The organism is Hymenobacter sp. FMD4 (genome assembly GCF_058932745.1).
The window spans coordinates 354,644-380,216 of the sequence record NZ_JBZYWH010000002.1; the positions used below are offsets into that span (position 1 = coordinate 354,644).

Sequence of the window (25,573 nt, forward strand, 5' to 3'; positions counted from 1 at the left end):
GGCTAGTAATCTTCAGTCGTTGTTCACCGATTGACATTTCTATCCTGAGACGCGGGCTGGTAGAGTCCGCGCTACGGTTAATAATCTTCACCCATGATCTGCATCCAGAAACGACTGCGCCTGCCGGCCGTGCGACGCGGCTTCCACCTGATTACTGACCTCGTGACGGCGGAACTACCTGAATTGGAGCAGGTGCGGGTCGGTACGCTCCACGTGTTTATTCAGCATACTTCGGCCAGCCTCTCAATCAATGAAAATGCCGACCCTACGGTGCGGCACGATTTCGAACAGTTCTTCAACCGCGCCGTACCCGAAAACGCCCCTTATTTCCGCCACACGCTGGAAGGCCCCGACGACATGCCGGCCCACCTGAAAGCCGCCATGTTGGGTAGCAGCGTCACCATCCCCGTTACCAATGGCGAGCTGGCCCTGGGCACTTGGCAGGGCATCTACCTCGGCGAGCATCGCAACGACGGTGGCCGCCGCTGGATCATGCTGACCTTGCTGGGCGCACCGCTTACCTGACGGCGAAGGCTGGCATTTCCGTATACGATGCAAATCAGCCTTTGCCTGCATGAAAGTCCTTTCCCTACGTGTTCTGCCGTTTCTGCTGCTGCCGTTAGCCGCCTGCCGCGACCAACCCGGCCGCCTCGCCGTGGAGCGGCCCCGGCAAACCGATACCGTGGAAGCGCCTCCCGCAGCTATGGCCGCTGAGCCTGCCGCGCCCAAGCGCGTCTGCTTCGTCACCGACGACGAAGCCGCTAACGACCCTTTCGGCGCCGAACTCACCGTGGCTGATATAGTGCAGAGCGGCGGCCGCATCACGGCCCGCAAAGCCATCCGGAACGCCCACGTTCCGAAGCAAACCGACACCCTCATTACGGTGCAGCAGGCCGGCAACGAGTTTGTGTTCTACTGCACCCCCGACAAAGACCTGCTCAGCAGCGCCACTCTTGTGTCCTTCAACACGCCTCACTGCCAGACGCTGCGCAACCGCGTCAGCGCCGCTCACCGCCGGCAGGGCGCCAGCTGTGATAGTCTGCTAATCGCCGATGAAATGCAAATGAACCGCGTGCTGGCCTCCATCAGGGGCGGGCAGGTGCGGCAGGTGCGCGTGGAGCCGTATCTGGACTGAAGCTCAGCCCTAGTAAGGTTCGGGCTGACCTCCGCCTTTGGTTCTTCTGTTCAGCCAAACCAAGCACCCAACAGCCGCCACGCAAAGTGGTACGCGCACCAAGTCCCTTGGTGCAAACATGGCCCAGCTAGACGGTAGATAGTCGCGGTGCGAGCCAAGCACCAAAACCGCTGCGCGCACGAAAGCCGGCAGGAATAGCGGAACTGTAGCAAGCAGCAGGGAAAACGCCACGCTGCGGCGGGCGCGCGTCCACCACAAGGCTTGCGTCAACAACAAGGGCAGGAGGGAGGTCCAATAATCCCAGGCGTACGGCCCGAAAGCTCTATTGAATAGGGCGTATTTCTCCGCTTCCCAATCGGCTGATGCTTGAGGCACTGATAGGGCTTGATACCACACTTGCACCCAACTAAATAAAACCAGCATGCTGGCTGCTAGGAAAATACTGTTCAGCAGTGGCAATGCTTGACTCAGCCACCGACCATTCGCTAAGAGTACAGCCGCCAGGAGCAGCAGTGGGTACCACGCGAGTACTTCGGTTGCCAGAAAGCCTACCCAGCCCATCAGTATTACTGCAGCACCCGCGCACTGGCCCGGTAGCGCGTCGTATCAAACGCCACTAGCTTCTGCTGCCCCAGTACCTCGTAGTTGCTGAGCAGCCCATCGGCGCCGAAGCGCAGGCGGAACGTCTTACCCGAGAAGAACAATGGATTGTCTTGTTGCAGCGTGGCGCGCAGCTCCTGCACCACCGACCCAGCTTGCAGTACCGATAACTCTATTACCGGATGCTCCACCTCGGGGCCGCGGCGAAAGGTGCGGCGCGTGAAACCCGCCGAATCGGTGGTTTGCACCTGATAAGCGCCGCGCAGGGCCGGCTTGTTGATGTCGGCCTGATAAAACACTTGCAACTCGGTAGCCCAGTTAGGCTGCGCTAGGCGCTTGGTCTCTGGGGCATCGGAGCGAAGGGCCACGCGCTTTTCCAGCGCCGGCCGCTGCTGCTGCAGCTGCTTTACCTGCGCATCCATCAGCCCGACGACGTCAAAGTAGCCCGCCGGGCGCCGCGCCGGCCGCTCCGCCGGGTCGGACGAGCAGGCGGCGCCGAGCCCGCTGAGTAGCAAGACCAGCGTCGCCCGTGCGGCTAAAGAAGTAGAACTACGCATTGGCAGGGCGCAGCAGCGATTCGCCGGTCATCTCGGCGGGCTGCGGCAAACCCAGGATGCTCAGCACGGTGGGCGCAATGTCGCCCAACTTGCCATCGGCCAGAATGCCGTGGTAGTCCGGATCGGCCAAGATACAAGGCACCAGATTGGTGGTATGAGCCGTGTTGGGCGAGCCGTCCTCGTTGATCATCATGTCGGCGTTGCCGTGGTCGGCAATGATGATAGTGGAGTAGCCGCCTTGCATAGCGGCCGTAACCACATCGCGGGTGCACTCGTCCACGGTTTCGCAGGCCTTCACCGCGGCCTCAAACACGCCGGTGTGGCCCACCATGTCGGGGTTGGCAAAGTTCAGCACCACAAAATCGGCGGTGCGGTTTTGCAGCTCGGGCACCAGCGCGTCGCGCAGGTCGTAGGCGCTCATCTCGGGCTGTAGGTCGTAGGTGGCTACCTTGGGCGAGGCGCGCATCAGGCGTTTTTCTCCCTCGAACTCCACCTCGCGGCCGCCGGAGAAAAAGAACGTAACGTGTGGGTACTTCTCGGTTTCGGCAATGCGAATCTGGGTGCGGCCGTGGGCGGCCAGCACTTCCCCGAGGGTATTGTTGAGGTTGTCCTTCTCGAAAATTGGCTGCACACCTACAAACGTAGCGTCGTAGTTCGTCATCGTGAGGTAGTGCAGGTTCAGCCGGTGCATGTTGAAGGCGTGGAAATCCTGCTGCGTCAGCGCCTGCGTGATTTCCCGGCCGCGGTCGGTACGGAAGTTAAAGCAGATGACCACGTCGCCGTCCTTGATGGAAGCCAGCGGCTGATCGTCACTGCCAATTTTCACCAGCGGCTTCAGGAACTCATCGGTCACGCCGCTCTTATACGAGTCAAGCATGGCCCCGATGAGGTTGGTGCAGCGCTGACCTTTGCCGTTCACCAGCAGGTCGTAAGCCACCTGCACCCGTTCCCAGCGGTTGTCGCGGTCCATGGCGTAGTAACGGCCCACGATAGAAGCAATCTTGCCGCTGGCGCCGTGTTGGAGGTGCTCCTCCAGGTCATTAACGTAGCGCACACCGCTTTTGGGGTCCGTATCACGGCCGTCGGTGAAGGCGTGGATGAACACACGGTGCACGTCTTCGTCGTGAGCGAGGGTGCAAAGGGCTTTCAGGTGCTCGATGTGGGAGTGTACACCGCCATCCGACAAAAGCCCTATCAGGTGCAGGTTCTTGTCGGGGTGCGTGCGCAGGTACTCAAACGCCTGCTGCAGGGCTGGAATAGACCCTAGTTTCCGCTCCCGGATGGCCTTGTTGATGCGCACCAAATCCTGGTACACTACACGGCCTGCACCCAGGTTCATATGGCCGACTTCAGAATTACCCATCTGGCCCTCTGGTAAGCCCACGGCCTCGCCGGACGCTTGCAGACGGCTATGCGGAAAACGCTCAAACAGCGAATCCACGAAGGGGGTATTGGCAGCGGCAATAGCCGACACGGCCGGATTGGTGCCCAGACCCCACCCATCGAGGATTACCAACAGTACCGGTTTGTTCATGCGGGCAAAGATAACGGGTCCGAGGGTGGCAAGCGGCACCTATTCACTATTTTGGGCCAGCAGCAGCTCAACCGCAACCCCGGCTACCGCGTACCCGGTTGGCATAGTTTTGGTACATCCGCCGCTGCAACTCAGTTTACCTCATGAAACGATTGTTTTTCCGAGTACTGACCGTGCTGTGCCTGGCCCTGGCCACACCAGCGGTCCACGCCCAAACGGAGACGTTCGGGGCGGTGCGCTCGGCCATTCGCAACGGCTCGTCCCGCGCTGTATCCCAATACTTTGGGGGTACCGTGGAGCTAAGCTTTGATGGCGAAAAGAAAAGTTACAGCGCTACGCAAGCCGAGTTTGTGTTGAAGGATTTCTTTGCCAAAAACTCGCCGGCGACGTTTGAGCTGGTGCACCAAGGTTCCTCAAACGAGGGCATTCAGTATGCCATCGGCAAGTACGCGGGCAAAAGTGGCAGCTACCGCGTCTTCATAAAAATGAAGCCCGCCCAGGGCAACATGCAGATCGATACCATGGATTTCACTCACGAATAAATGGCTTAGACCGCTACTTTTTCCTTCCGATGCGGTCCTGCTTCCTGAGCAGGCCCCGACCTTAAGTCGGGGCCTTTTGCTATTTTTGTGTCTGTGCAGAACCCGCCCTACCTTACCCCCGAAGCGTTACGCTCGTTTATCCAAGCTGCCCTGACCGAAGACGTCGGCGACGGCGACCATTCTTCCCTGGCCGGTGTGCCCGAAGGGGCGCGCAAACAGGCCCGGCTGCTGGTGAAAGACGAAGGCGTACTGGCGGGCGTGGAGCTGGCCCAGATCATCTTCCAGCAGGTAGATCCGGCCCTCACCATGCAGGTGCAACTGCCCGACGGCAGCCGAGTGAAGCACGGCGACGTCGCCTTCACGGTGGAAGGACCGGCGCGCAGCATTCTCACGGCCGAGCGCCTTGTACTGAACTGCATGCAGCGCATGAGCGGCATTGCCACCCATACGGACCACATGACCAGCCTGCTGGCCGGCACCAAGACCCGCCTGCTCGACACGCGTAAAACCACGCCCAATTTTCGTATCTGCGAAAAATGGGCAGTGCTCATCGGTGGCGGTGTGAACCACCGCTACGGCCTCTTCGACATGATTATCCTCAAGGACAATCACGTGGACTACGCGGGCGGTATCCGGCAGGCCATTGAGGCCACTCATGCCTACTTAGAGAAGCTGGGTCGCAAGCTGCCTATCGTGGTAGAGACCCGCTCCTTGCAGGAAGTGCAGCAAGTATTGGGAGTAGGAGGCATCGACCGCATCATGCTCGACAACATGAAACCCGATACCCTGCGCGAAGCCGTGGCGCTTATCGGCGAACGTTTCCCCACCGAGGCCTCGGGCGGCATCACTAAGCACACCATCCGGGCTGTGGCCGAAACTGGAGTTGATTTTATTTCAGTCGGAGCCCTGACGCATTCCGTAAAAAGCCTGGATCTGAGCCTGAAAGCATTTTAACTGAATGTGCGAATGCGTTGGAATTTGCTGATGTGCTAACAGGAGGTTTCTCCAGTGGCTTCCAGTACGTTCACCAGCACCAAAGCACATTTCCACATTAGCACATTACCCCAACATGCAACCTCCCATGCCCCGTGGCGGTGGCCGGCAATTTGTTCAGCAACAGCAGCAATCGTCGCCGCTGGCCGTCCGCACCAAAAAGTACCAGCTTGACAAAGAAACTTACACCCGCATGGCCCTCACGCAGGTGTGGAAGCGCGACTGGTGGCAAGCCGTAATTCCGCTGGTGGTACTGATGCTGCCAGCCCTGATTAGCTTTTCGTGGTGGTGGGTAGCAGCGGCCGTGCTCGTAACGGTGCTCTACGTACTGCTGCGCTCAGCCCAGGTAACGGGCGTGACCCAGCTGGAACAAAGTAAATTTCTGTTTGAGCGGTTGAGCTACGAGTTTGAGCCGCGCTACATTGCCTTGCGCGCTAACGATAAAGACCAGCCACGCGGCATGAACTGGGATATGATCGAGCGTGTGGCCCGCCACAAGGAGGCTTACGTATTGTACCTGAAGCAGCCCGACGTGACGGATCAGGTAGCCGGCTGGCGTGCCTGGTTGGCCAAGCTGATGTGGGTGCCCGTATTTCTGTACGTACCGCAGCGCATTTTCAACTCGGGCAAGGATTTGCAGCTGTTTGAAAACCTGCTGCGCCGTAAAGGGCTTTCCGCTACTGAGCCCGCGACCAGCACCGACGCGCCCAAAGCTGCCTAACTTCGCGTTTTGTGCGTACTTCGTATTTGATTTCCTTCCGCATCAACTCTATGACCTCCAACAAACTCGTTTTGGGCCTGGCCGCCGTAGCTCTGCTGGGCCTGGCTTCGTGCAGCAGCGAACCGTCGGACTGGCGTGCTGATAAAAAAGTATCGGTAGACATGGTGCCTCCCGGCGCCCGCGAGTCGTACGACTTCGACATTGCCACCGATGCTCCCAGCCAACACAAAGGCGGCGCTATTGAGTCGCCCGTCAGCTCTCAGATGGAAGTGGAGCAGACGCTGGACCCTGCCAAAGGCATGCCCGACAAGCCTTCGGCTGATCAGGCCATGACGCCCGAAGCCACCAAGGTAGAAGGCAGCAAGTCGCTGAAAGACGCGAAGAAGATTCAGGCCCAGCCCCAGCAGCAGGTAGACAACAAAGAGGGCGTGCAAAAGAAGAACTAAGGTTCTGGCTCACCCTCAGTGTATTGATTGCTAGTGCGCCCCGGTGCGGCTTCAGGAATATTCAGCCTGTAGCAGCGCCGGGGCGTCCGCATCCGGGCTGGTCAACACCGATAGCCCAGCGTTCCGTCCCTATTGCCCGCCCATGCCGTACTCCTATGCCGAATCCGCGGAGTGGTTTAGTACCTGGTTTGATTCGCCGTACTACCATTTGCTTTACAGCCACCGCGACCAAGACGAGGCCCAACATTTTCTTGACAACCTGCTGCGGCACCTGCACCCCAAGCCCAAGGAACGGCTGCTGGACCTGGCTTGCGGCAAAGGCCGGCATGCCATTTATCTGAATCAGCAGGGCTACGACGTAACGGGCATCGACCTATCGGCGGAAAGCATCGATCATGCCCGGCAGTTCGAAAACGAGCAGCTACACTTCTTCGTGCACGATATGCGGGCGCCGCTGCCCAAGGGGCCGTTCGATTTCATCTTCAATCTGTTTACCAGCTTTGGCTACTTTGAGGAAGAGGCCGAAAACGTGGTAGCCCTGCGCAACGCCACCGATGTGCTGCAGGTGGGTGGCAAGCTCGTCATCGACTTTATGAACACCGAGCGCACCGTGCGCGAATTGGTGACGCATGAGGAAAAGGAAGTAGGCGGAATTAAATTTGATATTACCCGTCACCTCGACCGCGACTTCATTGTAAAGGAGATTCGCTTTAAAGATGCTGAGGGCCGCGACCAGCACTTTCAGGAGCGGGTACGGGCCCTGAGTTTGGAGCGCTTTCGCGAGTATTTCTACTTGGCGGGGCTGCGCCTAGGCGAAGTCTTAGGCGACTACGACCTGAGCCCGTACGTGGAGCAAACTAGTCCACGAATGATTTTCATTCTTAAAAAATAGCCGCGTACCTGCGCGGCGCTACAGCCTTTCCGCCATGCTTGTAGCCCTTCTGCTACTGTTTGGGTCGGTGCTTGGCGCCGGCTGGCTTACTCGCTTTGTGCCCACTGCCCACACCAAGTGGCTGCGGCCGCTGCTGGCGTTTTGCGGCGCTTACCTGGTCACGCTCACGCTCACGCACCTGTTGCCCGAGGCTATTGCTCTAGATGGCTCGGCGCACCGGGTGGGCTATTTCATCATGGCCGGCTTTTTTGGGCAGCTGGTGCTGGAGCTGTTCTCGGAAGGCGTGGAGCACGGGCACCAACACGTGCACGCCGAACACTCGCACGCGGGCGTGCCATGGCTGCTGCTGGGCTCCCTCACGGTGCACGCTTTTCTGGAAGGCAGTATCTTGGTGCAAAACCCAGCCGGCGAGGTGCCGGGCGGTTTTTATGCCGTGCTGGCCGGGGTTGCCCTACACCACATCCCGGCCGCCTTTGCCCTGATGGCCGTGCTTGTGACGCGGGTAGGCAGCTTCACGAAGGCGCTGCCGTGGCTGGTGCTGTTTGCCGCCGCTGCCCCGTTGGGCGTGCTGGCCAGCAATTACACCGGCCTGAACCCGATGGAGCGGGGCGGGTGGTATCCGTTGTTGCTCGGCTTGGTCAGCGGCAATTTCCTGCACGTCTCTACTACCATCCTGTTTGAGGTCAGTCCCGAGCACAGCGTCAACGTGCGCAAGCTGCTGGCTACGTTGCTGGGCGCAGTGCTGGCCTTGCTGGTGAACGGGCACTAAGGCAATCAAGCTAAAACCACGCGGCGCTATTGATTGCGTTGGTATTCGAGGTTCGCGTTGGGATATGCTTTCGCCACCGATTCCAATAAGAGAAACGCTTATCTTCTGGGGCTTTGGGCTTTTTTCTGAAGCCCAACCGCAAAGGTGCCGGTCCCGAACAAGATCAGCTTAGTGGTGTGGCCCGTAGTCATGGTAAAGTCAGGTAAGGCCGCACCTATCACGATAAAGGTTGCATCAGGCCGCTGCGGGGTTATGTTGCGTGGGTTTGTTACTATCTCCCCACTACTTGCTTCTTTTATGCTAAACCCGTTTTGGCGAAGTAGCTGACTCAGGGTATCTAAGGCCTTAGCCTGACTATCATCCGTGTGAATAATTAGTGTGTTGGCTCCTTCGAAAGGAATGTGACTTGTTTGTTGGGCAGTGGCTTTTCCCGACAGCAAAAGAAGCAGGATCAGCCATAACCTGGTGGAGTACTTGGCCAACGGCATGAATGCAGACGAATAGGTTAACCGTTTTACCGAATCAGCTTTTGGGCAGCTCAAATTAGCTGTCCGTACCACTCATTCTGCATCCGTAGCCGGGTACCGCCGCACCCAGGCTTCCAGCTGGGCCGCCCGGGCGCGTTGCCGCGTCAGCTCGTGCTGCAGCTGCTCCATGCGCTGGCGCATGATTAGAATCAGGTCGATGCCTTCGGGCGGCAGGTGCAGCTCGTGGTGCAGGCGGGCGAGGCGGGCCAGGTGGTCGGTCTCGTCTTCAATCAGCGACTCGGGTTCCGCTCGGGCGGCGAGGCGCAGCCAGCCCAAATCAGCCAGCTCGTGCAGGGCCGCTTCGGGCAGGCTGTAGGTGCTAGCGCAGTCCCGGAACGTGAGAGTGATGTAGTGCGTCATGACCGGAGAGGCTGAATTATGAAGGCTGGTCTACTGTTTCGCCGCGCAGCTGGGCCAGCTGCCGGATAAGCTCTTTCTCCTCAGCGCTGAGGTGTTGGGGAAGCTGCACTTGCAGGCGCAGGTACAAGTCGCCGTGCTGTCCGGCTTGCCCGTACACCGGAAAGCCCTTGCCGCGTAGTCGCAGACGTGCACCGTTTTGTGTTTCAGGCTTGATCTTCACTTTCACCGGACCGCCCAGCGTGTCCACTACTTGCTCGCCGCCTAGCAAGGCTTTGTAAAGCGGCACGGGCACATCCATGGTCAGGTCGGCGCCGGTGCGCACGTAGCGCGAATCAGGCTGGATGTGCAGGGTGATGAAAAGCGAGCCATTGGGCCCGCCGTTGCGGCTGGGGCCGCCCTGGTCGCGCAGCCGAATGGTTTGGCCGTCTTCCACGCCCGGCTTGATGTTGATACGCAGGCGTTTGTCGCCCACTACTACTGTGCGCGGGCCGCCATGGAAGGCTTCTTCCAAGGTAAGCTCCATATCGGCGCGCAAATCCTGGCCGGTCACGGGGCGAGTGCTGCGGGGGCCACTGCCACCCATGCCGCCAAAAAACGAGCTAAAGAAGTCGGAGAAGTCCTCGGCATCGCCGAAGCTTTCGGCGCCGCTGAAGCCCCGGAAGCCACCGCCCTGCGCGTACTTCGACCAATCGAACCCGCCGGGCCCATCAAATCCGCCGCGGCCGCCGGCCTGCTGGTAGCGCTGCCAGTCGGCGCCGAGCTGGTCATATTTGCGGCGCTTTTCCTCGTCGGAAAGCACTTCGTTGGCCTCATTTACTTCCTTGAATTTGCGTTCCGCTTCGGCGTCGTTGGGGTTAACGTCAGGGTGATACTGGCGAGCCAGCTTGCGGTACGCCTTCTTAATCTGGTCCGGCGTGGCGTTTTTTTCCACGCCCAGAACCTTGTAGTAGTCCTTGTAATCCATGATTTTGAATGGCTAAAAGGCCAAATAGGTCGCTGTTCTTTACCGGCGGATACCGCCAACGGTTTAGTCATTTGACCTTACCCTTATTTCATCAGCAGGCATGACCCCAATTCATCAGTGAGTAGCGTCACTGCGACGTCTCCACTGCTGGTGGCGGAGCATAGGCGGAATCGTGGCTGATGTAGCTGTGAGCCTTGTGCATGCGCTGCTAGTCGGCCTCGGTAAGAGCAATTTTTTTCTTGCCCAAAATTTCCACAATCCGCTTTCCTGAATAGTGCCCGATGCTGGTACCGTTGCCGCTGTCTTGGCCCACGGATTTGGATTCCTCCGTGGTAAGCCATTTTTTTGGCTCCGAGCCTGTCATGTTTACATATTGCTTGAGTTGCTAATAAAGGGCATTGTCAGCGTCAGCGGCCATGGCAGTTAACTGGTTAAGGATGAACAGCCGTCCGATTGGCCTATTTGTTGCCTGAACGCAGCAACGCCACCGCAAGTTATCGGCCAAAATCATTGGCAAGGTTCCGCGCGGAGTTGTAACTTTAGTGTTCTACTTTATTCTCACCCACACTCACATGAAATTTTTTGCGACTCTCCTCACGCTGGGTTTACTGACGGCAGGCTTGTCGGCTGAAGCCCAAACCCGTCCGGCTCCGCGTCGGGCCACTCCCCCGCCGCGTCCGGTGCTGAAAGACGCAGGCGTGAAGGATGGTGTAGCTATGAAAGAAGGCAAAGTGATGGTGACCCAAAACGGCCACACTTCGGCCCTTACGGCACCCAACTCCATGACTTTTCCCAACGGTACCAAAGTGCAGGCCGATGGCGTGGTGGTAAAGGCCGATGGCAACACGGCCCAGCTGCAGGAGGGCGACTACATGTCGCTGAGCGGCCGCTTGACTACCGCTCGCATGAAAGCTGAGCAGGATAGCCTGATGCAGGCTGCCAAAATGGACCCGAAAGGCAAGAAAAAAGGCAAAAAGTAGTCTGCCTATATTATGTTAGTAACGCAACAGCCCGTGGCTCCTGGCCGCGGGCTGTTGCTTTTACACCACACTATCTAAACGTGTAGTCGGCGAGAATGTCGCGGGCTTCTTGGTCGTCCTGAGCTTGCACCACTTCGTCGATGACGAACTGAACTTCCTGCTCGCTCCAGCTTTGCTGTTCGGCAGCCTTTACAAATTGGCCGAGGGTAGTAAACCGGTCCACCGTAGCGGGCGGCACGGCCCATTTAACTTTTTTGCGGATGCGCATGGTTGGGAAAGATGAGGGTTAACGGCCGCTGCCCTGGCGCACCACCCGCAGGTTGACGGGGGCTACCCCGGCCTTGTCGACGCCAATCTTGCGGGCCGCTTTTTTGGACAGGTCGATGACCCGGCCTTTTACGTGCGGGCCGCGGTCGTTGATGGTTACTTTTACCGAGCGGCCATTCTGCGGATTCGTCACGCGGACTACCGTGCCAAAGGGCAGCGTTTTGTGGGCGGCTGTGCGTTTGCCAGGTCGGTAGGGTACTCCGCTGGCTGTTTTGCGGCCGTTGAACTTATCGGCGTAGTAGGAGGCTTTGCCCGATTCGGTGAAGGCGCCGCTGCTGGCGCAGCCGGTGAGCAGCCACGCACCGCTGCCGATCAGCAGCGCCACATTCCAACCCAAACGAGCACTTAAAAATGAGGTAAAGCCAGCCATACTCAACGCACACGTAAACTCAACGGAAACCTAAAGTTGAAGGATTTGCGCTAATAATGGTCGTCGGCGGGTGCAAAGAGCTGGGCGTTGAGAGCTAAGGGGCCGTTGTCGACGCGCTGCTCTGCGGTTCTGGAATGCGCAGGGCCTGCAGGCTCTCCACGCTTCCTTGGTACACGTTGAAATCCACGGCGCCGCGAATACCCGGGATGTGCGCTTCGTCGGAGTGCTGCCAGATAATCCATTTATCGCGCGACAGGGTAGGGCGCTCTACCTCGTAGTGCGCCAGCCACAGCGGGTACTTATCAAAGTGGCCAGCGAGGTAGCGCCGGTAAAAGCTGTGATTGGAGTACAGGATGGGCCGCACGCCGTAATGCCGCTCCACCAGCCGCAGCCAAGTAGCAATGTTGCGGCGCATCACGGCCACGTCGTGAAACTCGGGATGCTCTACGTCCAGCACCGGGGGCAAGTCGCCGGGCTGCAAGGGCACTGTGCTCACAAACAGGTTGGCTTGCGCCGTGCCATCGTAGTTGGGCTGAAAATAATGATAAGCCCCACGCAGGATGCCGACTTTGCGGGCACCGCTCCAGTTGCGCTGAAAACGCCGGTCGCGCAGCGTCACGCCTTCCGTGGCCTTGATGAAAGCAAACTTTACCTCGTGCCGGCTTACTTCCGCCCAATCAATGCGCCCTTGGTACGACGAGACGTCGATACCGTGCACGGTATAGCCTTGCAGCAGCGGCGTTTTTTCGCGGCCCGTCAGGCTAGGGGCCACGTAAGTAGCCCAGGCCCGGCGTGCGTACCGGTGAATCTGGCGTCGGTACAAGTAGTACAGCGCCCCCGTGCCCAGCAGCATCATAACCAATGCCCACAAGGCCACGCGCATCAAGCGCCGCCGGCTGGGGCGGGGGGCAGGAATACGGTTAGCTCGGCGGGCACGGGGCATGAGAAAAGCAGCTGAAGAACGAAGATAACGCTGACAAAGCGCTAACTCGTGCCATGGTCGCGCCGGTGTTGCGCGACAAGCCGTACTTTGGCACCCTCAACTACCTCGCTGCTATGGCTGCCGATGTGCGTACCGAGCCCTCAGGCTCCCGGCTCTTTCTGATTGGCTTAGCGGGCTTTATCGTCTTCGAAACGCTAACGTACTTCCTGCTGAGTTGGGTGGTATCGGGCCTAGGCGAAAGCAACCAGTTTCAGCCCGAAAATACCATTGTGCGCAACTGGGTCAAGACGACCGCCTTCCTGCTGCTGCACTTGCTTTTGGTGGTGGTGGCCGTGCTGGTGCTCAGCAACATGCTACCGCGTCAGTACCGGGGCCAGATCATGCGCTGGTTTCTGCTGTCCTTGCTGCTAATGTTTGTGCTGCTCTGGCCGTTGTTCGGGTAGGTGGTGAAGTCGTGAATAAATGAAGCTGGCCAAAAAACCGTTTGGGATGCTTCAGCAAGCGGGGGATAGATCAAGCACGATGCGCAAGACTACTTAGACGCAACTACTTATACTGCTTTAATAGTGCGGTAAATAGACTGCTTCACTAGTAACAAAAAAGCCACTGCGGGCGAGGCAGTGGCGGTGAGACCATGGATGTCGGTCGGTCCCGACGTTATAGAAAGGAATGGAAAAGTCGAAGCAGGGCGGGCCGCCAGTCTTAGCGGTGCTTGATGTCGATTTCGCGCTGACGGCCCGTGGGGTCCTCGTACGGAATGCGCACGCGCAGCTCACCGTTCTCGTGTACCGCTTCGATGCGGGTCAGGTCCAGCAGTGGCGGCAAATCAAAGGTGTGCACGAACAGCGGCGCCACGAGGTTATCGTCGTCATTGTGGCGGTATTCGGCAAAAATGTTGAGCTGGTTGTTGTTCAGCACAACGTGGAAAGTCTCGGGGCGCACGCTCGGCGCTGATACCCGAATCACCACGCCCTGCTCACGCTTCCGCACACTTACCTGCGGCTGCGCTACCCCACCGCCCAGCGTATTCAGCAGGTCGATCTGAGGGGCGATGTTATGCAGGAATTCTTGGCTTATGAGCTTCATAGTCTGAGTCGTCGTTCTGTGAGTCAAAGGGTTATAGGCAAACGGTGTACCAACCTTGATCTAAATTTTCGCGAAGCAAAAGCTTGCCACATTGGCTGTGCATGGCAGTTTTTAAGGCAAATCAATGCGCCAGCTTGGCAGCTAAACCGCTCTTGTTGCGTATAGTACCCTGACCGCACCGCCTTCCGAATTTATGCTTCCACTCCACGACTTCACCACCCCCCGTACGGCTCGTTACGCGCTGCTCGGCAGCCTTGGACCAGAAATCCGTAGCGTCTGGTTTTGCTTGCACGATGCTGGGCAGTCAATAGCCGATCTGGCTGAGCAGCTGACTCCTTTGGATACTCCGGAGCGGTTGTTGGTGCTGCCGGAAGCTTTATCCCGCTACAATACGCCCAGCGCCGCGCCCGCCGACGCGCCCGAAATGGCGGCTGCGTGGCTGGCGCCCGGTACCGGAGATTTATTGCCCGATCTGGCCGACTTGACAACTTACCTCGATGCATTGGCCGAACACATTTTGTCGCAGTGTACTTCGGAAGTGAGCGTAACGGTGCTGGGCTTCGGCCAAGGGGCAGCGGCGGCCTGCCGCTGGCTGAGCGGTAACCGCATTGCCTACGAGCGGCTGATCCTGTACGCGGCCGTCTTTCCACCTGATTTTGACCGCCGCGCCACTCTGGTAGCACTGCCCGATCGGCCTATTACTGTGGTAGCCACCACCGTGGACACCCTCACGCCCGAAGCAGCGGGTGAAGGCCTGATGCAGGACCTGCAGGACGTAGGGCTCAAGGCTATCCTGCGCCACGTCTCTCCGGGAAGCCTAACCTTGGCTGCTCTCGGCCCCTCAGCCGACGGCCCCATGGCGCATCATCAGTAGTCGAGCACTACCCAATAAAATGCCCCGCCGGGAAGCCAGCAGGGCAAAGCAGTAATTGAACGTTAGCGGGCGAAGACTGCGGCTGTGCGCCGCGTCTTACTGCTGAGTTGCAGCACAGGCGCTAGAAGGCTGTTCTCACACAAGAATCCGCGTAGCGCACTGCACTGGTTACGAGCCCACGCCCGAGCCGCGCATTGAGCCGGCGCCGTCGTCGGGAAGGCCGTCGCCGTAGCTGTCAGCGGAGGGACTGGACTCAATCCAGGAATTGCTGCCGGTCTGCCCGCCCGGCCTTGGATTGGTCTGGGCGCTGACGGTGGGGCGGCGCCCATCGGTGGAAACGCGGCTGGCCTGGTAGATACCAGCGCCCTGGTCCGGCGCCTGGGCACGCTGACCGTTGTCCACTGCTACGTCGGTTGCCTGCTGGCCCATGTGCTCCGATACCTGCCCGTTGGTGCGGCCGCTTTGTTGCGGCTGCTGCCCGCGAATTTGAATCTGGTGCCGCATGGTCTTCTGCTCGTCTTTGGGCACGGTGATGCGCAGCACCCCATCCTCAAATGCAGCCTCAATGCCCTGCGCATTGACTACGCCAGGCAGCTGAAACGAGCGGTGAAAGGAGCCATACTGACTTTCCATCACGTGGTAGCGGCGGTCGTTGCGCTCGTTTTGCATGCGCCGTTCGCCGGAGATGGTTAGGCGTCCTTGCTGAAATTCCACCTTAATGTCTTCCCGTTTCATGCCCGGCAGCGCAGCTTCTATCTCGTAGCTACGCTCCGTCTCGTACGCATCGACGTGCGGCGAAAACGCACTCCCACGCCCCCGCGAGTTCAGCGAGTCGCTGAAGAACCGATCCAGCATCGAAGAGAAGCTCTGCGGCATCTGGTCGCCGAACGAGTCGGAATAACGTTGAATGGCCATAACAGTAGGGTTTGAAAATTTGGAAATAAGGGTCAGTCACGCATTTTACTGCTTGATTTACAGGCGGGTTGCGGTGCTGCTTCCATAAAAGCCATATCCAGGACTAGGTGTCAGGAACTGGTGGGCGAGCTTACTACCAGGTGCTGCAAACAAGCACTAAAACGGGCTATTGCGGCAGCTGAAAGTGCGGGTTCTGAATGATGCCAATCAGGTTGCCAAACGGGTCCTGTACTGTTCCGAGCAGAATACCGCCTCCCACATCGCGCACGGTTTCGTGTGGGTGGGCGCCCAATGCTAGCAGTTGGCTGTAGGCGGCATGAGCATCGGGTACGCCCCAATAAGTAACCGGACCGCACTGACCAGCCACCGGGCCGTCCGGATCGAGTCCGAGTTCATATCCGCCCACGTTGAAGCCTACATAAAACGGCTCGTCGAAATAAGGCTTTTGCCCTAGCAATTGGGCGTACCACTGCTTGGCGCGGGCCAAGTCGCCTACCGGGTACACGATCGTGCGCAATCCTTGAAACATAGGTAGATTAACACTAGGTTGAAACGCCGGCAAATAACACTTCCCCAGTAGCACTACCAATGGCACACCAGCAATACCAGCAAGCCGTGCAGCGACTCCAGCAGCGCAGTACCGCCGACGCGTGTATTTTTACGTGCCAACCCACCGTGTCTGCATGAGTCATTCCGAGTTTCTGCTGATCAACTTTCGCCCCGACCTGCAGCTATTGGTGGGACGGTGGCAGCGTGCCGTGACCGAAGGCGAGCTGTACGCGAGCTACCCGGCGCTACTGGAAACTGCCAAAGAGCACGGCTGCCGCTTCTGGCTGCTCGATGCCCGGCGGCGCCTGAATACCGGGGTGGCCATCACCAGCTGGCTGTTGCAGGACTTTGTGCCACGCCTCGGCCAGCACCTGGGCGGGCGCGTTTACATTGCATACCTGGTAGCACCAGTCCATATGACCGACGCGGTACCCGCCGATAAAGTCATTCCACCGCTTACTTACTTTGATGGGCAAGCCGGCCTGATGCAGCGCTTTACCGACGAAGCCCTGGCGCTTACGTGGCTACAGGAGTGCCGCCACCTCGAAGGCTGCCACGCGCAGCGGTAGGCGCGCCAGGGCTGCCGGTTTTTCAGTCCCACCAACGAGTGTCCATTCTATGATTGGTCAACGCCAAGCAGCCCTGGGGTTCATCTTCGTTACGCTGCTGATCGACGTCATCGGCTTCGGTATTATCATTCCCGTACTGCCCGATCTGATCCGCCAGCTCACCGGCGGCACCATCAGCGACGCGGCACGCTACGGCGGCTGGCTGCTATTTGCCTTCGCCGTGATGCAGTTTCTGTTTTCGCCGGTGCTCGGCAACCTCAGCGACCGGTACGGCCGCCGGCCGGTGCTGCTTTTCTCCCTGTTTGGCTTCGGGCTCGATTACCTGTTTCTGGCCTTTGCGCCCACGCTGGCCTGGCTGTTTGTGGGCCGACTGATAGCGGGCGTCACCGGTGCTAGTATGACCACCGCCACCGCCTACATTGCCGATGTAAGTCCACCCGAAAAACGGGCGCAAAACTTCGGTCTGGTAGGAGCCGCCTTCGGCATGGGGTTCGTGCTGGGACCGGCCATAGGGGGCGAGCTGGCGCAGTTTGGTACGCGGGCACCGTTTCTGGCGGCGGCGGGCCTCACTTTCATCAACTGGCTTTACGGCTACTTCGTGCTGCCCGAATCACTAACGGCGGACAATCGGCGCTCTTTTGAATGGAAGCGCGCCAATCCCATCGGGGCCTTGTTGCTGTTGAAGCGCTACGCGGTGATTTTTGGGCTGGTAGGCTCGCTGATTTGCATATACATAGCGGCCCACGCTACGCAAAGTACCTGGTCTTACTACACGATGGAGAAATTTCATTGGAACGAGCAGTGGGTAGGCCGTTCCTTGAGCTTCGTGGGGCTGCTGGTGGCCATCGTGCAGGGCGTACTCATTCGCTGGATCAACCCGCGGCTGGGGCCGGCGCGCAGCGTGTACGTAGGCATGGCGCTATATGCGTCCGGCTTTGCCTTGTTTGCCTTCGCTACGCAGGGCTGGATGATGTTTGCTTTCCTGGTGCCGTACTGTTTGGGTGGCATTGCCGGGCCTGCCATTCAGGGCATCATTTCCACGCAAGTACCAGCCAACGAGCAGGGTGAGCTGCAAGGTGGCCTGACCAGCCTTGTCAGCCTCACGTCCATTATCGGGCCGCTGCTGATGACCAACCTGTTTGCCTACTTCACCGGGCCCAGGGCGCCCGTCTATTTTCCAGGAGCTCCATTTCTCATGGGCGCCGTGCTCACCTTGGTAAGCTTATTATTGGCGCTGCGGTCCTTATCCAGCAACCTGCGGCAGGCCGAAGCCGCCGCGGCGGAACCCGTAATGAATCACTAGAACGAGATACTGCGGCGCCCATTATGACAAACTCCATGCACATCCGGCGGGCCCACGTAGCCGATCTGCCTGCTATCATGGATATCGTGCGCCGCGTGGTGCCGCTGATGCAGGCCGCCGGCAACTACCAGTGGGAAGCCGATTATCCGAACGAGGCGGTATTCGAGCGCGACATCGACCGGCAGCAGCTGTGGGTGGCCGAGCTGGCGGGGCAGGTAGCGGGCGTGGCGGCCCTCACCACCGACCAAGACCCCGAATACGCGCAAGCCGACTGGGACGTCACGGAAGCGGCAGTAGTGACGCACCGCTTAGCCGTAGATCCTGCTGCGCAAGGCCAGGGCGTGGCCGCCGCGCTGCTACAGCAAGCCGAAGTGCTGGCGGCTGAGTGGCAGCTGCAAGCCCTGCGCGTCGATACCAATTCAGAAAACCAGGCCACCCAGCGCTTGTTTCCGAAATTGGGCTATCGGTTTGCGGGCGAAATCACGCTGGCTTTTCGGCCGGGGTTGCGGTTCTTCTGCTACGAGAAGCGCCTCGGCGCAAATACCTAAATCACCTCGAAAGCCAGATCGAGGCAGATGGTATTGATGGCTTGCTCGCCGCTAGCGGCAATCAAATAAAGGCAGTCGTCGCAACCGCCGCCGTATACGCGGCCTTGGGCATCCATGAGCAGTACTAGGTCGTCGGCATAGGCCTGCCCGATGACGGTGAGCCCGTGCGCGCTCAAGCGCTGTTGGTAATCCGTCAGTACAGCATCGGCGGCGCCGGTAGCCAAGACCCGCGGCACATTAAAATGAGCGGTGGTGACGCTGCCGTCGCGGCGCAGAAAGCGCAGCATCAATCCACCGAATTCGCTCAGGAAGCGGTCGGTCGCCCGTAGCCATGGCAGCCGATGCGCGGCCAAAGCCTCTGCGTACTTACCGGTATCTACTGTTCTGCCCTGGTACCAGCCGGCTTCGGTTAGCAGCAACAGGACCTCATCCGAAAACACACTCATGGGTTATCTTATTGACGACCTGAAAGATAATTAAGAAAAATTATAAGGTCGAGGTTAAGTAATCAAGCAACAATGAAGGTTTGGTGAATATTCAAGCCGGGGAGCAGGCCTTACGCGCCAAACCACTTAAACAAGTCGCGGCTCATTTCGCGCAAGCGCAGCCAGTAGGAACTGCTCTGGGGCACTGTCGCCGGGGCATTGGGGTTTGAATGGCCGGCGTTGGTGTGACCTTCGCTGTCTAGGGGATTGGACTGTGGAAAGGCTACGCTCGGGACGGGGGCCGCTTGGGCAGGCCGTTTAGCGCGGGCTTTCGCCGTGCGGGCAGTAGCTGACTTAGCAGTTTTGGTGGCTTTGGGTACTTGCTTGGCCACGATTACCGGGGCCACCGGCATGGTGAATTCCATTACCGGGTTACCATCGAGGGCGTACACGGGGTGCTGACCAGTGGCGTCGCTTTGGTGATACTCTACCAAGCGGGCATAATAGGTTTTGCCCGGTTTAAGGTTGCGTACCGTCACGGTGCTATCGGAGCCGGCGGCTACCACGGCGCCGTGGCCGAGCGTGGCACCATGGCCGAAGAAAGCATCGGCTACGTAGTTGGTGCCGTCTTGGGGCAGCTCCGTAACAGCTGCCGCTTCTTGCAATACCAGCATGCGGGCGGTACCGTTGCCATTGCGCCAGGTGAGCTGGGCGGTGTTGGAGTTGACGGGGGCCGCACGCAGGCCGGCTGCGTTTTGCTCCGGCGGAAACAGATCGTAGCTGGGCCAGTTGTTTGAGCCGTTGATGCAGTTCCAGCCGAGTTCCTCCAGGTCGTTCCAGAAGCGGTTGGCCGTGGATCGGCTATTCAGCAGAATAGCCCAGGTGTAGCCCGAAGCGGTGCGCACCACGCAGCTGGCCGAGCCATCGAGCGAGCCGGTGTGCCACCACGTCGTGCGGTCTTTGTTTACCATCCAGCCCTTGGCGTAGCGGCGGTTGGATTCGTGCGGAGTAACCATCGTGTCGATGGTGCCCGGCAGCAGCAGATCGGGGCGGGTGGGCGAGCCATCCACGGCCAGCATTAGGCGCACCAGGTCGCGGGCCGAAAACAGCCACCCGCCGTGGGCGTTCATGGCTTCCAGGTTCCAGCCGCCGTAGGGGTAAGCCACGCGCTTGCCGGTGCCGTAGCACGACTCTTTGGTGTCCTTGCTAAAGTACTCCGCTTCGCGCTCCTGCTTGTTTTCGAGTAGGTTACGGCCGAGGTGGGCCTCCTGCACACCGGTGGGCTGCAGGATGTTGCGCTGCACCCAATTTTCGTAACGCTGACCGGTGACCTGCTCGATGATCTTGCCCAGCACGAGGTAGCCCACGTTGGAGTAAGCAAAGCGGCTGCCCGGGTTGAAGTTCAGCCCGCGGTCCAGCATGAAGCGCACCAGCGTCGAGTCGGCTACGGGGTTGGTGCTGTTCATGGCCTCAGCCACATGCAGCGGAAAGTCGATGGGGTCAGAGCTGTTGTAGCCATCCACCCCGGCGTTTCGGTTCCAGCCAGCCGTGTGCTCCAGCAGCTGTTGCACCGTAATATCGTAGATGCGCTTATCCTGAATGGCACTAGTATAGTAGGGCGCGTTCAGGTAGCCTTCGGGGCCGAAAGCACGACTGGAAAGCTGCACGCGGCCTTCCTCCACCAGCTTCATGATGGCCACGGCCGTCACGGGCTTCGATACGCTGGCCACGCGCAGCAAGTGCGAGGGCTGCATCGGCTGCGTTCGGTCGAGATTGGCGTGGCCGAAGCCGCGGGCGTATACCAACTTGCCGTGGCGGCTGATGGCTACGGAGGCCCCGGGCACTTTCCAGCGTTGCATGAATTGCTGAATGGCTGCATCGCAATGCGCAAGCTGCGGCTCCGAAACTCCCGTTTGTGCTAACGCTGGCAAGCTCCATAGCCCTACCAGCACCGTCAACCACTTCTTCACAAATCCAACCAAGCAATAAGTTGTACAAACCGGGCACCATGCTCATAAGCAGCACTTCGTCCGATTTTACAAGTTTATTAGATAATTCTCAGTTATCAGTGCTAATTTTGCCTTAACGAATTGTAATTTTTTCAGGTTGTATTCGGTCTTATATATGTTTAAAGATCAATTGATTGTGAGTGAATTTTTGTATTTATTAAACTGTTCGATAAAAACAGTGTTCTTTGCAATCTACTAATATAGTAGTTGTTTGCTAAGTAAAACAAGCTATTGAGTTGTTCTTAACTTGCAGCGGGGCGCTTTCTTTATTACCATTTCTTTGTATGGCATTGATTCCTACTACTTTGCTTTTCGAGAATAGCGCCGGGCGCTTGGTCGAAGACGCACGTGGGTTTTTGCGCCTGACTTGGCACCCGGGGCCCGCAGATAGCCAACAACGTTACCAGATACTCGACAGCATGCTCGAATGCTTGGCCCAGCACGCTTGCGGCAGGGTTTTGGTTGATCATCGGTACTTGGCGCCGTTCACGGCCGCTGAGCAGGCTTGGATTGCCGATGATTGGACGCCCCGCGCGGTACAAGCCGGCCATTATCGGCACCGGGCCATTCTGACTGCCCGTAACGCCGTTACCCGGCTGTCGATGGCGACGGTAGTTACGGCGGTGCGTAACCACATCAACTACTGCTACTTTGATAATGAGTCGGAAGCTATAGCTTGGCTGCTAGCCCAGCGCTAAGCCAAAGGCACAAAAAAAGCGCGACCCAGAGAAGGGTCGCGCTTTTTTTGTGCCTTTGGTCTATGAAGGCTAACCGCGCCATTCACCAAACTTGCCGCTTTGGTAGTCGTGGTAAGCCTGCTCGATTTCCTGAGCCGTGTTCATTACAAAGGGTCCGTAGGACACAATGGGCTCATTAAAAGGCTGGGCATGGCCGATCAGCAGCACGGCGTCGCTCAGGGCTTCGATGCGCAGCTCGTCGCCGTCGTGATTGAACTCGGCCAGACGCAGTGCCTCCGTTTCCTGGTCGTTGACGCGCAAGCGGCCGCGAATCGTATAAAAGAAAATAGTATGCTCGGCCGGGATGGGCAGCGTGAGCTGGCCGCCCGTCTGAAATGCTACCGTGGCCAGCTGAATATCGGCCAGCGGCTGCACCGCGCCGGCGGTACCGGCCCAGTTGCCCGACACGGCATGCAAGGTGACGCGGCCCTCATCGAGGGTAGCCGTGGGAATTTCGGGCGCCTGCAGGCCGATATAGCGCGGTGCCACCATCTTGTGCCGGGCCGGCAGGTTCACCCATAGCTGCAGAATTTCGAGCGGACCACCCGTGCGCTTAAACTCCGGAGAGGATATTTCGGCGTGAATCAGGCCCGAGCCGGCAGTCATCCACTGAATGCCACCCGCGTTGATGACGCTTTCGTGGCCGCCGGTATCCTTGTGCATAATGTCGCCTTCTAGAATGAAGGTAACCGTCTCGAAGCCGCGGTGCGGATGCGGGCCAAAAGGCAGGCCGCGGTTGTTGGGGCGGTAGGTTTGGGGGCCGTGATGATTCAGAAACAGAAATGGATCCAGGTGCTCTACCGATTGCGTGGGCAATGCTCGGTAGGTTATCAGATCGGCAATGGGCGCGCTGATGGCGCGGTGCTGGTGCTTGATGGAGCGCATGCGGGTCGGTAGCAAAAGCGGACGCTGAAACAAGAACAAGGTAGCGCCGCGCCGGATAGTACTACCGCGCCAGCGGCCATTAGGTTTTGGGCTGCGTAGGCAGCCGCCAAAACCCGTTACCTGGCGGCTTGCGTACCACGCCCAACCGGGCACACGCTCTTAAAGGCACAATAGTTACCATTAGCCAGCGTTGCCGCTTACCTTTGCGCCCCATTCTACTGAACCTTTATGGAAAGCTTGGCTTCCCGCAGCTTTTTGGAAATTGCGTATCGCTCCGATCTGCACATTTTGGTAGGTCGCTGGAAGCGGCAAATCAATCTGCAGGAGCTCAAGCAGGGTTACCTCGATATGCTGGAAACCGCCGCCGCGCATCAGTGTCCGTATTGGCTGCTGGATGCCCGCCGTCGTGTGGATACCGATAAGGAGGCTACCATCTGGATGCTGAATACTTTTGCGCCGCAGCTACCCATGCGCCTGCCCAGCCGCAGCCACTTGGCGTACTTAGTAGCGCCCTTGCACCTGCGCGACGTAGCATCCGACGAAAATTTTCCGCCCGTCAGCTATTTCGCCGACAAGCCCTATTTGGCTGCGCGCTTCACCGATGAAGCCAGCGCGGTGCAGTGGCTACAAGAGTGCCAGCCAACGGGGGCAGTCAACAGCATCGTATAACAGCGCGAAATCAGCCTCGCTACGAACCACAGGTAAGTGTAAGGTCCGGCGCAGCTCGTGCTAGTCGCGTAATGCTCGTCTCCAAACGAATTTCGCGTTTTTTATCAGCTATAGGCGTAGCAGAGGCTTTAACAGATTTTTTAGCACCTGCCCACTCCAGCTACATGGAGGGGCGGAAGGCTGCCACGGAGTGAGGTTTATTGATGGGTTTCGGTTTGCCGGAACCGATGAAGTGCGCCGACCAGATGTTTGCGTCTTAACCTTATATCAACAGCGCGGCTAGGATTGTAAGGCAATTGGGACTGGTTGAATCCGGCTCTTGAGTGAGGTGCGCGGCTTATTCGGCAACTCTTATCGGTTCCGCCGGTTTACTGCACTTCCACTCTTCCTTCGTATGTCCTCTACCTTGTTTTCGCCGCTGGTTCTGCGCGGCATTACCCTGAAGAATAGAATTGCCGTGTCGCCGATGTGCATGTACAGCAGCGTCGATGGCTTCAGCAACGATTGGCACCTGGTGCACCTCGGCAGCCGCGCCGTAGGCGGGGCCGGGCTCATCATCAGCGAGGCTACGGCCGTATCGCCCGAGGGCCGCATTACTCCCGATGACCTCGGCATCTGGCGGGATGAGCATGTGCCCGGCCTGCGCCGCATCACCGAGTTTTTGCGCGCCCATGGCGCCATAGCGGGTATTCAGCTTGCCCACGCCGGCCGCAAAGCCAGCCACAGCAGCCCTTGGAAGGGCGGCAGCGTGGTGGAGGAAGCTGCCGGCGGCTGGCCAACTGTAGCTCCCAGTGCCCTGCCTTTTACGGCCGACGAGCCTGCCCCGCAGGCGCTGGACCACGCTGGCATCGAGAAAGTAAAGGCTGATTTTCGGGCTGCCACGCAGCGTGCCCTGGACGCGGGCTTTCAGGTAATCGAACTGCACGCGGCTCATGGGTACCTGTTCCACGAGTTTCTGTCGCCGCTTAGTAACCAACGCACCGACGATTACGGCGGCTCGTTTGAAAACCGCATCCGCCTGCTGCTGGAAGTAACCGAGGCAACCCGGGCCCTGCTGCACGATGACTATCCGCTGCTGGTGCGCATCTCGGCTACCGACTGGACTGAGGGCGGCTGGACCGCCGACGATTCCGTATCCCTGGCCCGCGAGCTGAAGGCCCGCGGCGTGGATCTGATCGACTGCTCCACAGGCGGCAACGTGCCCACGGCGCCTATCCCCGTTGGGCCTGGCTACCAAGTACCCTTTGCGCAGCAAGTGCGGCGGGAAGCTGGTATTGCAACCGGCGCCGTCGGGCTCATCACCACGGCCGCCGAAGCCGAGGCAATCGTAGCTACAGGTCAGGCCGATCTGGTGCTGCTGGCCCGGGAGCTGCTCCGCGACCCACATTTTCCACTGCGGGCCGCCGAGGAGCTGGGGGCCGAGGTGGCGTGGCCTGATCAGTACGTGCGCGCCAAGCCGCGGCGCCGTTGAGGTGTGATATGTCTTGGCTGCGCCTTCCAGCGCTGTAGCTTGCGGCAGCCTGATGGTGAACGTTGTTCAAAGCCAGTAACCACTCATTTAGCTGCGCCAAGCATCACTGCATTATAAGCCGCGGGTCCTGTGGCATCATGGGGCGGCGCCACAGGACCCGCGGATTACGATGCTACGCCAAACGGCCAAATACAGTCGCTTCCGAAGTTGTCTGCTAAATACGAATTCAAGCCTGCGCTGTGGAACGTGAATCTGACGGGACTAATGCCGCTCGAAATCCAATGCATTGAGTAACTCCAGCATCATTTCGGCTGCCACCGGGCTTTGCTTATAGCGTGCTTCGAACTGTGGGTCATTTTGCAGTCGGCCCAGGTACTGCACGAAGGCACTGGCTTGTAAGTGCTGCACCGCAGTGCGCAACTCGCTTTTGGACTGGCGGCGCAGCCACTGAGCATATACAGGCGTTACTTGCCGCCCGCGTTGGCACAAGGCCACGCACTCACGTTGAAGTGGGGCCTCGGCGGCCGGAGTAGCCGGTTGGGCCATTAGCTGCTTCATTAACGCGGCGGCAGCATTGGCTACGTCCAAAAAACGGGTTTCGGGAGAGGAAGTAGCCGCTTGGGCTGGCACCGTGGAGTCTTGAGCCTCGGCGGCTGGGCCTACTGCCAGCAGCAAGCAAGAGGTCAGCAAAAACAAGTATAGCTTGGCCATGCAGGTAGGCGAGGCAGGGTATGATTTTGCCGACGAAGATACGGCTTGTGATGCGGCAGATTTGTGTTTGGTTGCCGAAACCATACGCTTTGCAAGGTTGCCGGCAGCGTGTGCTCCTGGCAATGCAAGTTGTTCGGTTCCATGCAGCCCAGCGGCTGGCTT

General features: G+C 58.9%; 32 protein-coding genes and 1 pseudogene. 17 read left to right on the forward strand and 16 right to left on the reverse strand.

Features of this window, described 5'->3' with window-relative positions; translation table 11 throughout:
• Positions 1 to 93 precede the first annotated feature (93 nt).
• Positions 94 to 525 carry a secondary thiamine-phosphate synthase enzyme YjbQ gene (locus AC5FXY_RS03455; protein WP_493555233.1) on the forward strand — a complete coding sequence of 144 codons (432 nt, stop codon included), beginning with the start codon at positions 94 to 96 and terminating at the stop codon, positions 523 to 525.
• A gap of 49 nt (positions 526 to 574) precedes the next feature.
• Positions 575 to 1,135, forward strand: coding sequence for a hypothetical protein (locus AC5FXY_RS03460; RefSeq protein ID WP_493555234.1), 561 nt, complete (start codon positions 575 to 577; stop codon positions 1,133 to 1,135).
• A gap of 566 nt (positions 1,136 to 1,701) precedes the next feature.
• Here AC5FXY_RS03460 and AC5FXY_RS03465 read toward each other — a convergent pair.
• Positions 1,702 to 2,292 carry a hypothetical protein gene (locus AC5FXY_RS03465; protein ID WP_493555235.1) on the reverse strand — a complete coding sequence of 197 codons (591 nt, stop codon included), beginning with the start codon at positions 2,290 to 2,292 and terminating at the stop codon, positions 1,702 to 1,704.
• Positions 2,285 to 3,826: a 2,3-bisphosphoglycerate-independent phosphoglycerate mutase gene (gpmI, locus tag AC5FXY_RS03470; protein ID WP_493555236.1), complete on the reverse strand. Its 1,542-nt coding sequence runs from the start codon at positions 3,824 to 3,826 to the stop codon at positions 2,285 to 2,287. Before gpmI ends, AC5FXY_RS03465 begins: the two co-directional genes overlap by 8 nt.
• A 143-nt stretch (positions 3,827 to 3,969) precedes the next feature.
• On the opposite strand from gpmI, the gene AC5FXY_RS03475 reads away from it, so the two are divergent.
• The 6 genes from AC5FXY_RS03475 to AC5FXY_RS03500 all read left to right on the forward strand — a co-directional run bounded on the left by AC5FXY_RS03475 (position 3,970) and on the right by AC5FXY_RS03500 (position 8,189).
• Positions 3,970 to 4,368: a DUF4783 domain-containing protein gene (locus AC5FXY_RS03475; RefSeq protein ID WP_493555237.1), complete on the forward strand. Its 399-nt coding sequence runs from the start codon at positions 3,970 to 3,972 to the stop codon at positions 4,366 to 4,368.
• A gap of 93 nt (positions 4,369 to 4,461) precedes the next feature.
• The gene (gene nadC, locus AC5FXY_RS03480) at positions 4,462 to 5,322 is read left to right on the forward strand and encodes a carboxylating nicotinate-nucleotide diphosphorylase (protein WP_493555238.1); all 861 of its coding nucleotides are present in this window, start codon (positions 4,462 to 4,464) and stop codon (positions 5,320 to 5,322) included.
• A 115-nt stretch (positions 5,323 to 5,437) separates the two neighbouring features.
• Positions 5,438 to 6,082 carry a hypothetical protein gene (locus tag AC5FXY_RS03485; RefSeq protein WP_493555239.1) on the forward strand — a complete coding sequence of 215 codons (645 nt, stop codon included), beginning with the start codon at positions 5,438 to 5,440 and terminating at the stop codon, positions 6,080 to 6,082.
• A 50-nt stretch (positions 6,083 to 6,132) separates the two neighbouring features.
• Positions 6,133 to 6,528: a hypothetical protein gene (locus AC5FXY_RS03490; RefSeq protein WP_493555240.1), complete on the forward strand. Its 396-nt coding sequence runs from the start codon at positions 6,133 to 6,135 to the stop codon at positions 6,526 to 6,528.
• 142 nt (positions 6,529 to 6,670) lie between these two features.
• Complete coding sequence (locus tag AC5FXY_RS03495; protein ID WP_493555241.1) at positions 6,671 to 7,420, forward strand: SAM-dependent methyltransferase; 750 nt, start codon at positions 6,671 to 6,673, stop codon at positions 7,418 to 7,420.
• A gap of 34 nt (positions 7,421 to 7,454) precedes the next feature.
• The gene (locus AC5FXY_RS03500; RefSeq protein ID WP_493555242.1) at positions 7,455 to 8,189 is read left to right on the forward strand and encodes a ZIP family metal transporter; all 735 of its coding nucleotides are present in this window, start codon (positions 7,455 to 7,457) and stop codon (positions 8,187 to 8,189) included.
• Between the two features lie 98 nt (positions 8,190 to 8,287).
• Here AC5FXY_RS03500 and AC5FXY_RS03505 read toward each other — a convergent pair whose 3' ends face one another.
• The 4 genes and pseudogenes from AC5FXY_RS03505 to AC5FXY_RS03520 all read right to left on the reverse strand — a co-directional run.
• On the reverse strand, positions 8,288 to 8,671 hold the full coding sequence (locus AC5FXY_RS03505) for a hypothetical protein (RefSeq protein WP_493555243.1): 384 nt from the start codon (positions 8,669 to 8,671) through the stop codon (positions 8,288 to 8,290).
• Positions 8,672 to 8,749: 78 nt separating this feature from the next.
• On the reverse strand, positions 8,750 to 9,076 hold the full coding sequence (locus tag AC5FXY_RS03510; protein ID WP_493555244.1) for a chaperone modulator CbpM: 327 nt from the start codon (positions 9,074 to 9,076) through the stop codon (positions 8,750 to 8,752).
• 16 nt (positions 9,077 to 9,092) lie between these two features.
• On the reverse strand, positions 9,093 to 10,040 hold the full coding sequence (locus AC5FXY_RS03515; protein ID WP_493555245.1) for a DnaJ C-terminal domain-containing protein: 948 nt from the start codon (positions 10,038 to 10,040) through the stop codon (positions 9,093 to 9,095).
• A gap of 208 nt (positions 10,041 to 10,248) precedes the next feature.
• Positions 10,249 to 10,407, reverse strand: a pseudogene (locus AC5FXY_RS03520) (DUF3140 domain-containing protein); the annotation flags it as partial.
• A 205-nt stretch (positions 10,408 to 10,612) separates the two neighbouring features.
• Here AC5FXY_RS03520 and AC5FXY_RS03525 point away from each other — a divergent pair.
• The gene (locus tag AC5FXY_RS03525) at positions 10,613 to 11,020 is read left to right on the forward strand and encodes a DUF6799 domain-containing protein (protein WP_493555246.1); all 408 of its coding nucleotides are present in this window, start codon (positions 10,613 to 10,615) and stop codon (positions 11,018 to 11,020) included.
• A 70-nt stretch (positions 11,021 to 11,090) separates the two neighbouring features.
• Here the strand turns inward: AC5FXY_RS03525 and AC5FXY_RS03530 are convergent, their stop codons facing one another.
• The 3 genes from AC5FXY_RS03530 to AC5FXY_RS03540 all read right to left on the reverse strand — a co-directional run bounded on the left by AC5FXY_RS03530 (position 11,091) and on the right by AC5FXY_RS03540 (position 12,660).
• Positions 11,091 to 11,288 carry a hypothetical protein gene (locus AC5FXY_RS03530; RefSeq protein WP_493555247.1) on the reverse strand — a complete coding sequence of 66 codons (198 nt, stop codon included), beginning with the start codon at positions 11,286 to 11,288 and terminating at the stop codon, positions 11,091 to 11,093.
• Positions 11,289 to 11,306: 18 nt separating this feature from the next.
• Positions 11,307 to 11,717 carry a septal ring lytic transglycosylase RlpA family protein gene (locus tag AC5FXY_RS03535; RefSeq protein ID WP_493555248.1) on the reverse strand — a complete coding sequence of 137 codons (411 nt, stop codon included), beginning with the start codon at positions 11,715 to 11,717 and terminating at the stop codon, positions 11,307 to 11,309.
• A 94-nt stretch (positions 11,718 to 11,811) separates the two neighbouring features.
• Entirely contained in the window at positions 11,812 to 12,660 is an 849-nt protein-coding gene (locus AC5FXY_RS03540; protein ID WP_493555249.1) for a glycoside hydrolase family 25 protein, read from the reverse strand.
• 53 nt (positions 12,661 to 12,713) lie between these two features.
• Between AC5FXY_RS03540 and AC5FXY_RS03545 the strand changes: the two genes are divergently transcribed.
• Positions 12,714 to 13,103 (forward strand): hypothetical protein, encoded by a 390-nt coding sequence (locus tag AC5FXY_RS03545; protein WP_493555250.1) that lies wholly within the window; start codon positions 12,714 to 12,716, stop codon positions 13,101 to 13,103.
• A gap of 259 nt (positions 13,104 to 13,362) precedes the next feature.
• Here AC5FXY_RS03545 and AC5FXY_RS03550 read toward each other — a convergent pair whose 3' ends face one another.
• Complete coding sequence (locus AC5FXY_RS03550) at positions 13,363 to 13,746, reverse strand: Hsp20/alpha crystallin family protein (RefSeq protein ID WP_493555251.1); 384 nt, start codon at positions 13,744 to 13,746, stop codon at positions 13,363 to 13,365.
• 193 nt (positions 13,747 to 13,939) lie between these two features.
• On the opposite strand from AC5FXY_RS03550, the gene AC5FXY_RS03555 reads away from it, so the two are divergent.
• Entirely contained in the window at positions 13,940 to 14,620 is a 681-nt protein-coding gene (locus AC5FXY_RS03555) for an alpha/beta hydrolase (protein WP_493555252.1), read from the forward strand.
• A 168-nt stretch (positions 14,621 to 14,788) separates the two neighbouring features.
• Here AC5FXY_RS03555 and AC5FXY_RS03560 read toward each other — a convergent pair whose 3' ends face one another.
• Together AC5FXY_RS03560 and AC5FXY_RS03565 are read right to left on the reverse strand one after the other, a co-directional pair.
• The gene (locus AC5FXY_RS03560) at positions 14,789 to 15,535 is read right to left on the reverse strand and encodes an Hsp20/alpha crystallin family protein (protein ID WP_493555253.1); all 747 of its coding nucleotides are present in this window, start codon (positions 15,533 to 15,535) and stop codon (positions 14,789 to 14,791) included.
• 166 nt (positions 15,536 to 15,701) lie between these two features.
• Positions 15,702 to 16,064 carry a VOC family protein gene (locus AC5FXY_RS03565; protein WP_493555254.1) on the reverse strand — a complete coding sequence of 121 codons (363 nt, stop codon included), beginning with the start codon at positions 16,062 to 16,064 and terminating at the stop codon, positions 15,702 to 15,704.
• Positions 16,065 to 16,218: 154 nt separating this feature from the next.
• Here AC5FXY_RS03565 and AC5FXY_RS03570 point away from each other — a divergent pair, with 154 nt between their 5' ends.
• The 3 genes from AC5FXY_RS03570 to AC5FXY_RS03580 are packed head-to-tail and all read left to right on the forward strand — an operon-like array spanning position 16,219 to position 18,504.
• On the forward strand, positions 16,219 to 16,653 hold the full coding sequence (locus AC5FXY_RS03570) for a hypothetical protein (protein ID WP_493555255.1): 435 nt from the start codon (positions 16,219 to 16,221) through the stop codon (positions 16,651 to 16,653).
• Positions 16,654 to 16,702: 49 nt separating this feature from the next.
• A complete protein-coding gene (locus AC5FXY_RS03575) occupies positions 16,703 to 17,956 on the forward strand; it encodes a TCR/Tet family MFS transporter (protein WP_493555256.1) in 1,254 nt (417 codons plus the stop codon).
• A 23-nt stretch (positions 17,957 to 17,979) separates the two neighbouring features.
• Positions 17,980 to 18,504 carry a GNAT family N-acetyltransferase gene (locus tag AC5FXY_RS03580; protein ID WP_493555257.1) on the forward strand — a complete coding sequence of 175 codons (525 nt, stop codon included), beginning with the start codon at positions 17,980 to 17,982 and terminating at the stop codon, positions 18,502 to 18,504.
• Here the strand turns inward: AC5FXY_RS03580 and AC5FXY_RS03585 are convergent.
• Both AC5FXY_RS03585 and AC5FXY_RS03590 read right to left on the reverse strand, forming a co-directional pair.
• On the reverse strand, positions 18,501 to 18,950 hold the full coding sequence (locus tag AC5FXY_RS03585; RefSeq protein WP_493555258.1) for an SUKH-3 domain-containing protein: 450 nt from the start codon (positions 18,948 to 18,950) through the stop codon (positions 18,501 to 18,503). The two genes, AC5FXY_RS03580 and AC5FXY_RS03585, sit on opposite strands and share 4 nt — an antisense overlap.
• A gap of 110 nt (positions 18,951 to 19,060) precedes the next feature.
• Positions 19,061 to 20,899, reverse strand: a complete 1,839-nt coding sequence (locus AC5FXY_RS03590; protein WP_493555259.1) for a serine hydrolase domain-containing protein — start codon at positions 20,897 to 20,899, stop codon at positions 19,061 to 19,063.
• 323 nt (positions 20,900 to 21,222) lie between these two features.
• On the opposite strand from AC5FXY_RS03590, the gene AC5FXY_RS03595 reads away from it, so the two are divergent.
• Positions 21,223 to 21,636, forward strand: a complete 414-nt coding sequence (locus tag AC5FXY_RS03595) for an STAS/SEC14 domain-containing protein (RefSeq protein ID WP_493555260.1) — start codon at positions 21,223 to 21,225, stop codon at positions 21,634 to 21,636.
• 69 nt (positions 21,637 to 21,705) lie between these two features.
• On the opposite strand, the gene AC5FXY_RS03600 is transcribed toward AC5FXY_RS03595, so the two are convergent.
• Positions 21,706 to 22,560 carry a pirin family protein gene (locus AC5FXY_RS03600; protein WP_493555261.1) on the reverse strand — a complete coding sequence of 285 codons (855 nt, stop codon included), beginning with the start codon at positions 22,558 to 22,560 and terminating at the stop codon, positions 21,706 to 21,708.
• A gap of 228 nt (positions 22,561 to 22,788) precedes the next feature.
• Here AC5FXY_RS03600 and AC5FXY_RS03605 point away from each other — a divergent pair, with 228 nt between their 5' ends.
• Both AC5FXY_RS03605 and AC5FXY_RS03610 read left to right on the forward strand, forming a co-directional pair.
• A complete protein-coding gene (locus AC5FXY_RS03605; RefSeq protein ID WP_493555262.1) occupies positions 22,789 to 23,229 on the forward strand; it encodes a hypothetical protein in 441 nt (146 codons plus the stop codon).
• A gap of 394 nt (positions 23,230 to 23,623) precedes the next feature.
• Positions 23,624 to 24,700, forward strand: a complete 1,077-nt coding sequence (locus tag AC5FXY_RS03610; protein ID WP_493555263.1) for an NADH:flavin oxidoreductase/NADH oxidase — start codon at positions 23,624 to 23,626, stop codon at positions 24,698 to 24,700.
• Positions 24,701 to 24,961: 261 nt separating this feature from the next.
• Here AC5FXY_RS03610 and AC5FXY_RS03615 read toward each other — a convergent pair whose 3' ends face one another.
• Positions 24,962 to 25,411 carry a hypothetical protein gene (locus AC5FXY_RS03615; RefSeq protein WP_493555264.1) on the reverse strand — a complete coding sequence of 150 codons (450 nt, stop codon included), beginning with the start codon at positions 25,409 to 25,411 and terminating at the stop codon, positions 24,962 to 24,964.
• Positions 25,412 to 25,573: the final 162 nt, after the last annotated feature.

Bases quoted from the DNA above. Each gene is read 5' to 3' on its own strand.
- AC5FXY_RS03610 (WP_493555263.1), top strand. From the start codon at position 23,624: ATGTCCTCTACCTTGTTTTCGCCGCTGGTTCTGCGCGGCATTACCCTG.
- AC5FXY_RS03605 (WP_493555262.1), top strand. From the start codon at position 22,789: ATGGAAAGCTTGGCTTCCCGCAGCTTTTTGGAAATTGCGTATCGCTCC.
- AC5FXY_RS03495 (WP_493555241.1), top strand. From the start codon at position 6,671: ATGCCGTACTCCTATGCCGAATCCGCGGAGTGGTTTAGTACCTGGTTT.
- gpmI (WP_493555236.1), bottom strand. From the start codon at position 3,826: ATGAACAAACCGGTACTGTTGGTAATCCTCGATGGGTGGGGTCTGGGC.
- AC5FXY_RS03585 (WP_493555258.1), bottom strand. From the start codon at position 18,950: ATGAGTGTGTTTTCGGATGAGGTCCTGTTGCTGCTAACCGAAGCCGGC.
- AC5FXY_RS03540 (WP_493555249.1), bottom strand. From the start codon at position 12,660: ATGCCCCGTGCCCGCCGAGCTAACCGTATTCCTGCCCCCCGCCCCAGC.
- AC5FXY_RS03455 (WP_493555233.1), top strand. From the start codon at position 94: ATGATCTGCATCCAGAAACGACTGCGCCTGCCGGCCGTGCGACGCGGC.
- AC5FXY_RS03555 (WP_493555252.1), top strand. From the start codon at position 13,940: ATGCTTCCACTCCACGACTTCACCACCCCCCGTACGGCTCGTTACGCG.
- AC5FXY_RS03500 (WP_493555242.1), top strand. From the start codon at position 7,455: ATGCTTGTAGCCCTTCTGCTACTGTTTGGGTCGGTGCTTGGCGCCGGC.
- AC5FXY_RS03510 (WP_493555244.1), bottom strand. From the start codon at position 9,076: ATGACGCACTACATCACTCTCACGTTCCGGGACTGCGCTAGCACCTAC.
- AC5FXY_RS03615 (WP_493555264.1), bottom strand. From the start codon at position 25,411: ATGGCCAAGCTATACTTGTTTTTGCTGACCTCTTGCTTGCTGCTGGCA.
- AC5FXY_RS03515 (WP_493555245.1), bottom strand. From the start codon at position 10,040: ATGGATTACAAGGACTACTACAAGGTTCTGGGCGTGGAAAAAAACGCC.
- AC5FXY_RS03560 (WP_493555253.1), bottom strand. From the start codon at position 15,535: ATGGCCATTCAACGTTATTCCGACTCGTTCGGCGACCAGATGCCGCAG.
- AC5FXY_RS03460 (WP_493555234.1), top strand. From the start codon at position 575: ATGAAAGTCCTTTCCCTACGTGTTCTGCCGTTTCTGCTGCTGCCGTTA.
- AC5FXY_RS03600 (WP_493555261.1), bottom strand. From the start codon at position 22,560: ATGCGCTCCATCAAGCACCAGCACCGCGCCATCAGCGCGCCCATTGCC.
- AC5FXY_RS03575 (WP_493555256.1), top strand. From the start codon at position 16,703: ATGATTGGTCAACGCCAAGCAGCCCTGGGGTTCATCTTCGTTACGCTG.
- AC5FXY_RS03525 (WP_493555246.1), top strand. From the start codon at position 10,613: ATGAAATTTTTTGCGACTCTCCTCACGCTGGGTTTACTGACGGCAGGC.
- AC5FXY_RS03570 (WP_493555255.1), top strand. From the start codon at position 16,219: ATGAGTCATTCCGAGTTTCTGCTGATCAACTTTCGCCCCGACCTGCAG.
- AC5FXY_RS03595 (WP_493555260.1), top strand. From the start codon at position 21,223: ATGGCATTGATTCCTACTACTTTGCTTTTCGAGAATAGCGCCGGGCGC.
- AC5FXY_RS03475 (WP_493555237.1), top strand. From the start codon at position 3,970: ATGAAACGATTGTTTTTCCGAGTACTGACCGTGCTGTGCCTGGCCCTG.
- AC5FXY_RS03530 (WP_493555247.1), bottom strand. From the start codon at position 11,288: ATGCGCATCCGCAAAAAAGTTAAATGGGCCGTGCCGCCCGCTACGGTG.
- AC5FXY_RS03580 (WP_493555257.1), top strand. From the start codon at position 17,980: ATGACAAACTCCATGCACATCCGGCGGGCCCACGTAGCCGATCTGCCT.
- AC5FXY_RS03465 (WP_493555235.1), bottom strand. From the start codon at position 2,292: ATGCGTAGTTCTACTTCTTTAGCCGCACGGGCGACGCTGGTCTTGCTA.
- AC5FXY_RS03550 (WP_493555251.1), bottom strand. From the start codon at position 13,746: ATGAAGCTCATAAGCCAAGAATTCCTGCATAACATCGCCCCTCAGATC.
- AC5FXY_RS03485 (WP_493555239.1), top strand. From the start codon at position 5,438: ATGCAACCTCCCATGCCCCGTGGCGGTGGCCGGCAATTTGTTCAGCAA.
- AC5FXY_RS03490 (WP_493555240.1), top strand. From the start codon at position 6,133: ATGACCTCCAACAAACTCGTTTTGGGCCTGGCCGCCGTAGCTCTGCTG.
- AC5FXY_RS03565 (WP_493555254.1), bottom strand. From the start codon at position 16,064: ATGTTTCAAGGATTGCGCACGATCGTGTACCCGGTAGGCGACTTGGCC.
- AC5FXY_RS03545 (WP_493555250.1), top strand. From the start codon at position 12,714: ATGGTCGCGCCGGTGTTGCGCGACAAGCCGTACTTTGGCACCCTCAAC.
- AC5FXY_RS03535 (WP_493555248.1), bottom strand. From the start codon at position 11,717: ATGGCTGGCTTTACCTCATTTTTAAGTGCTCGTTTGGGTTGGAATGTG.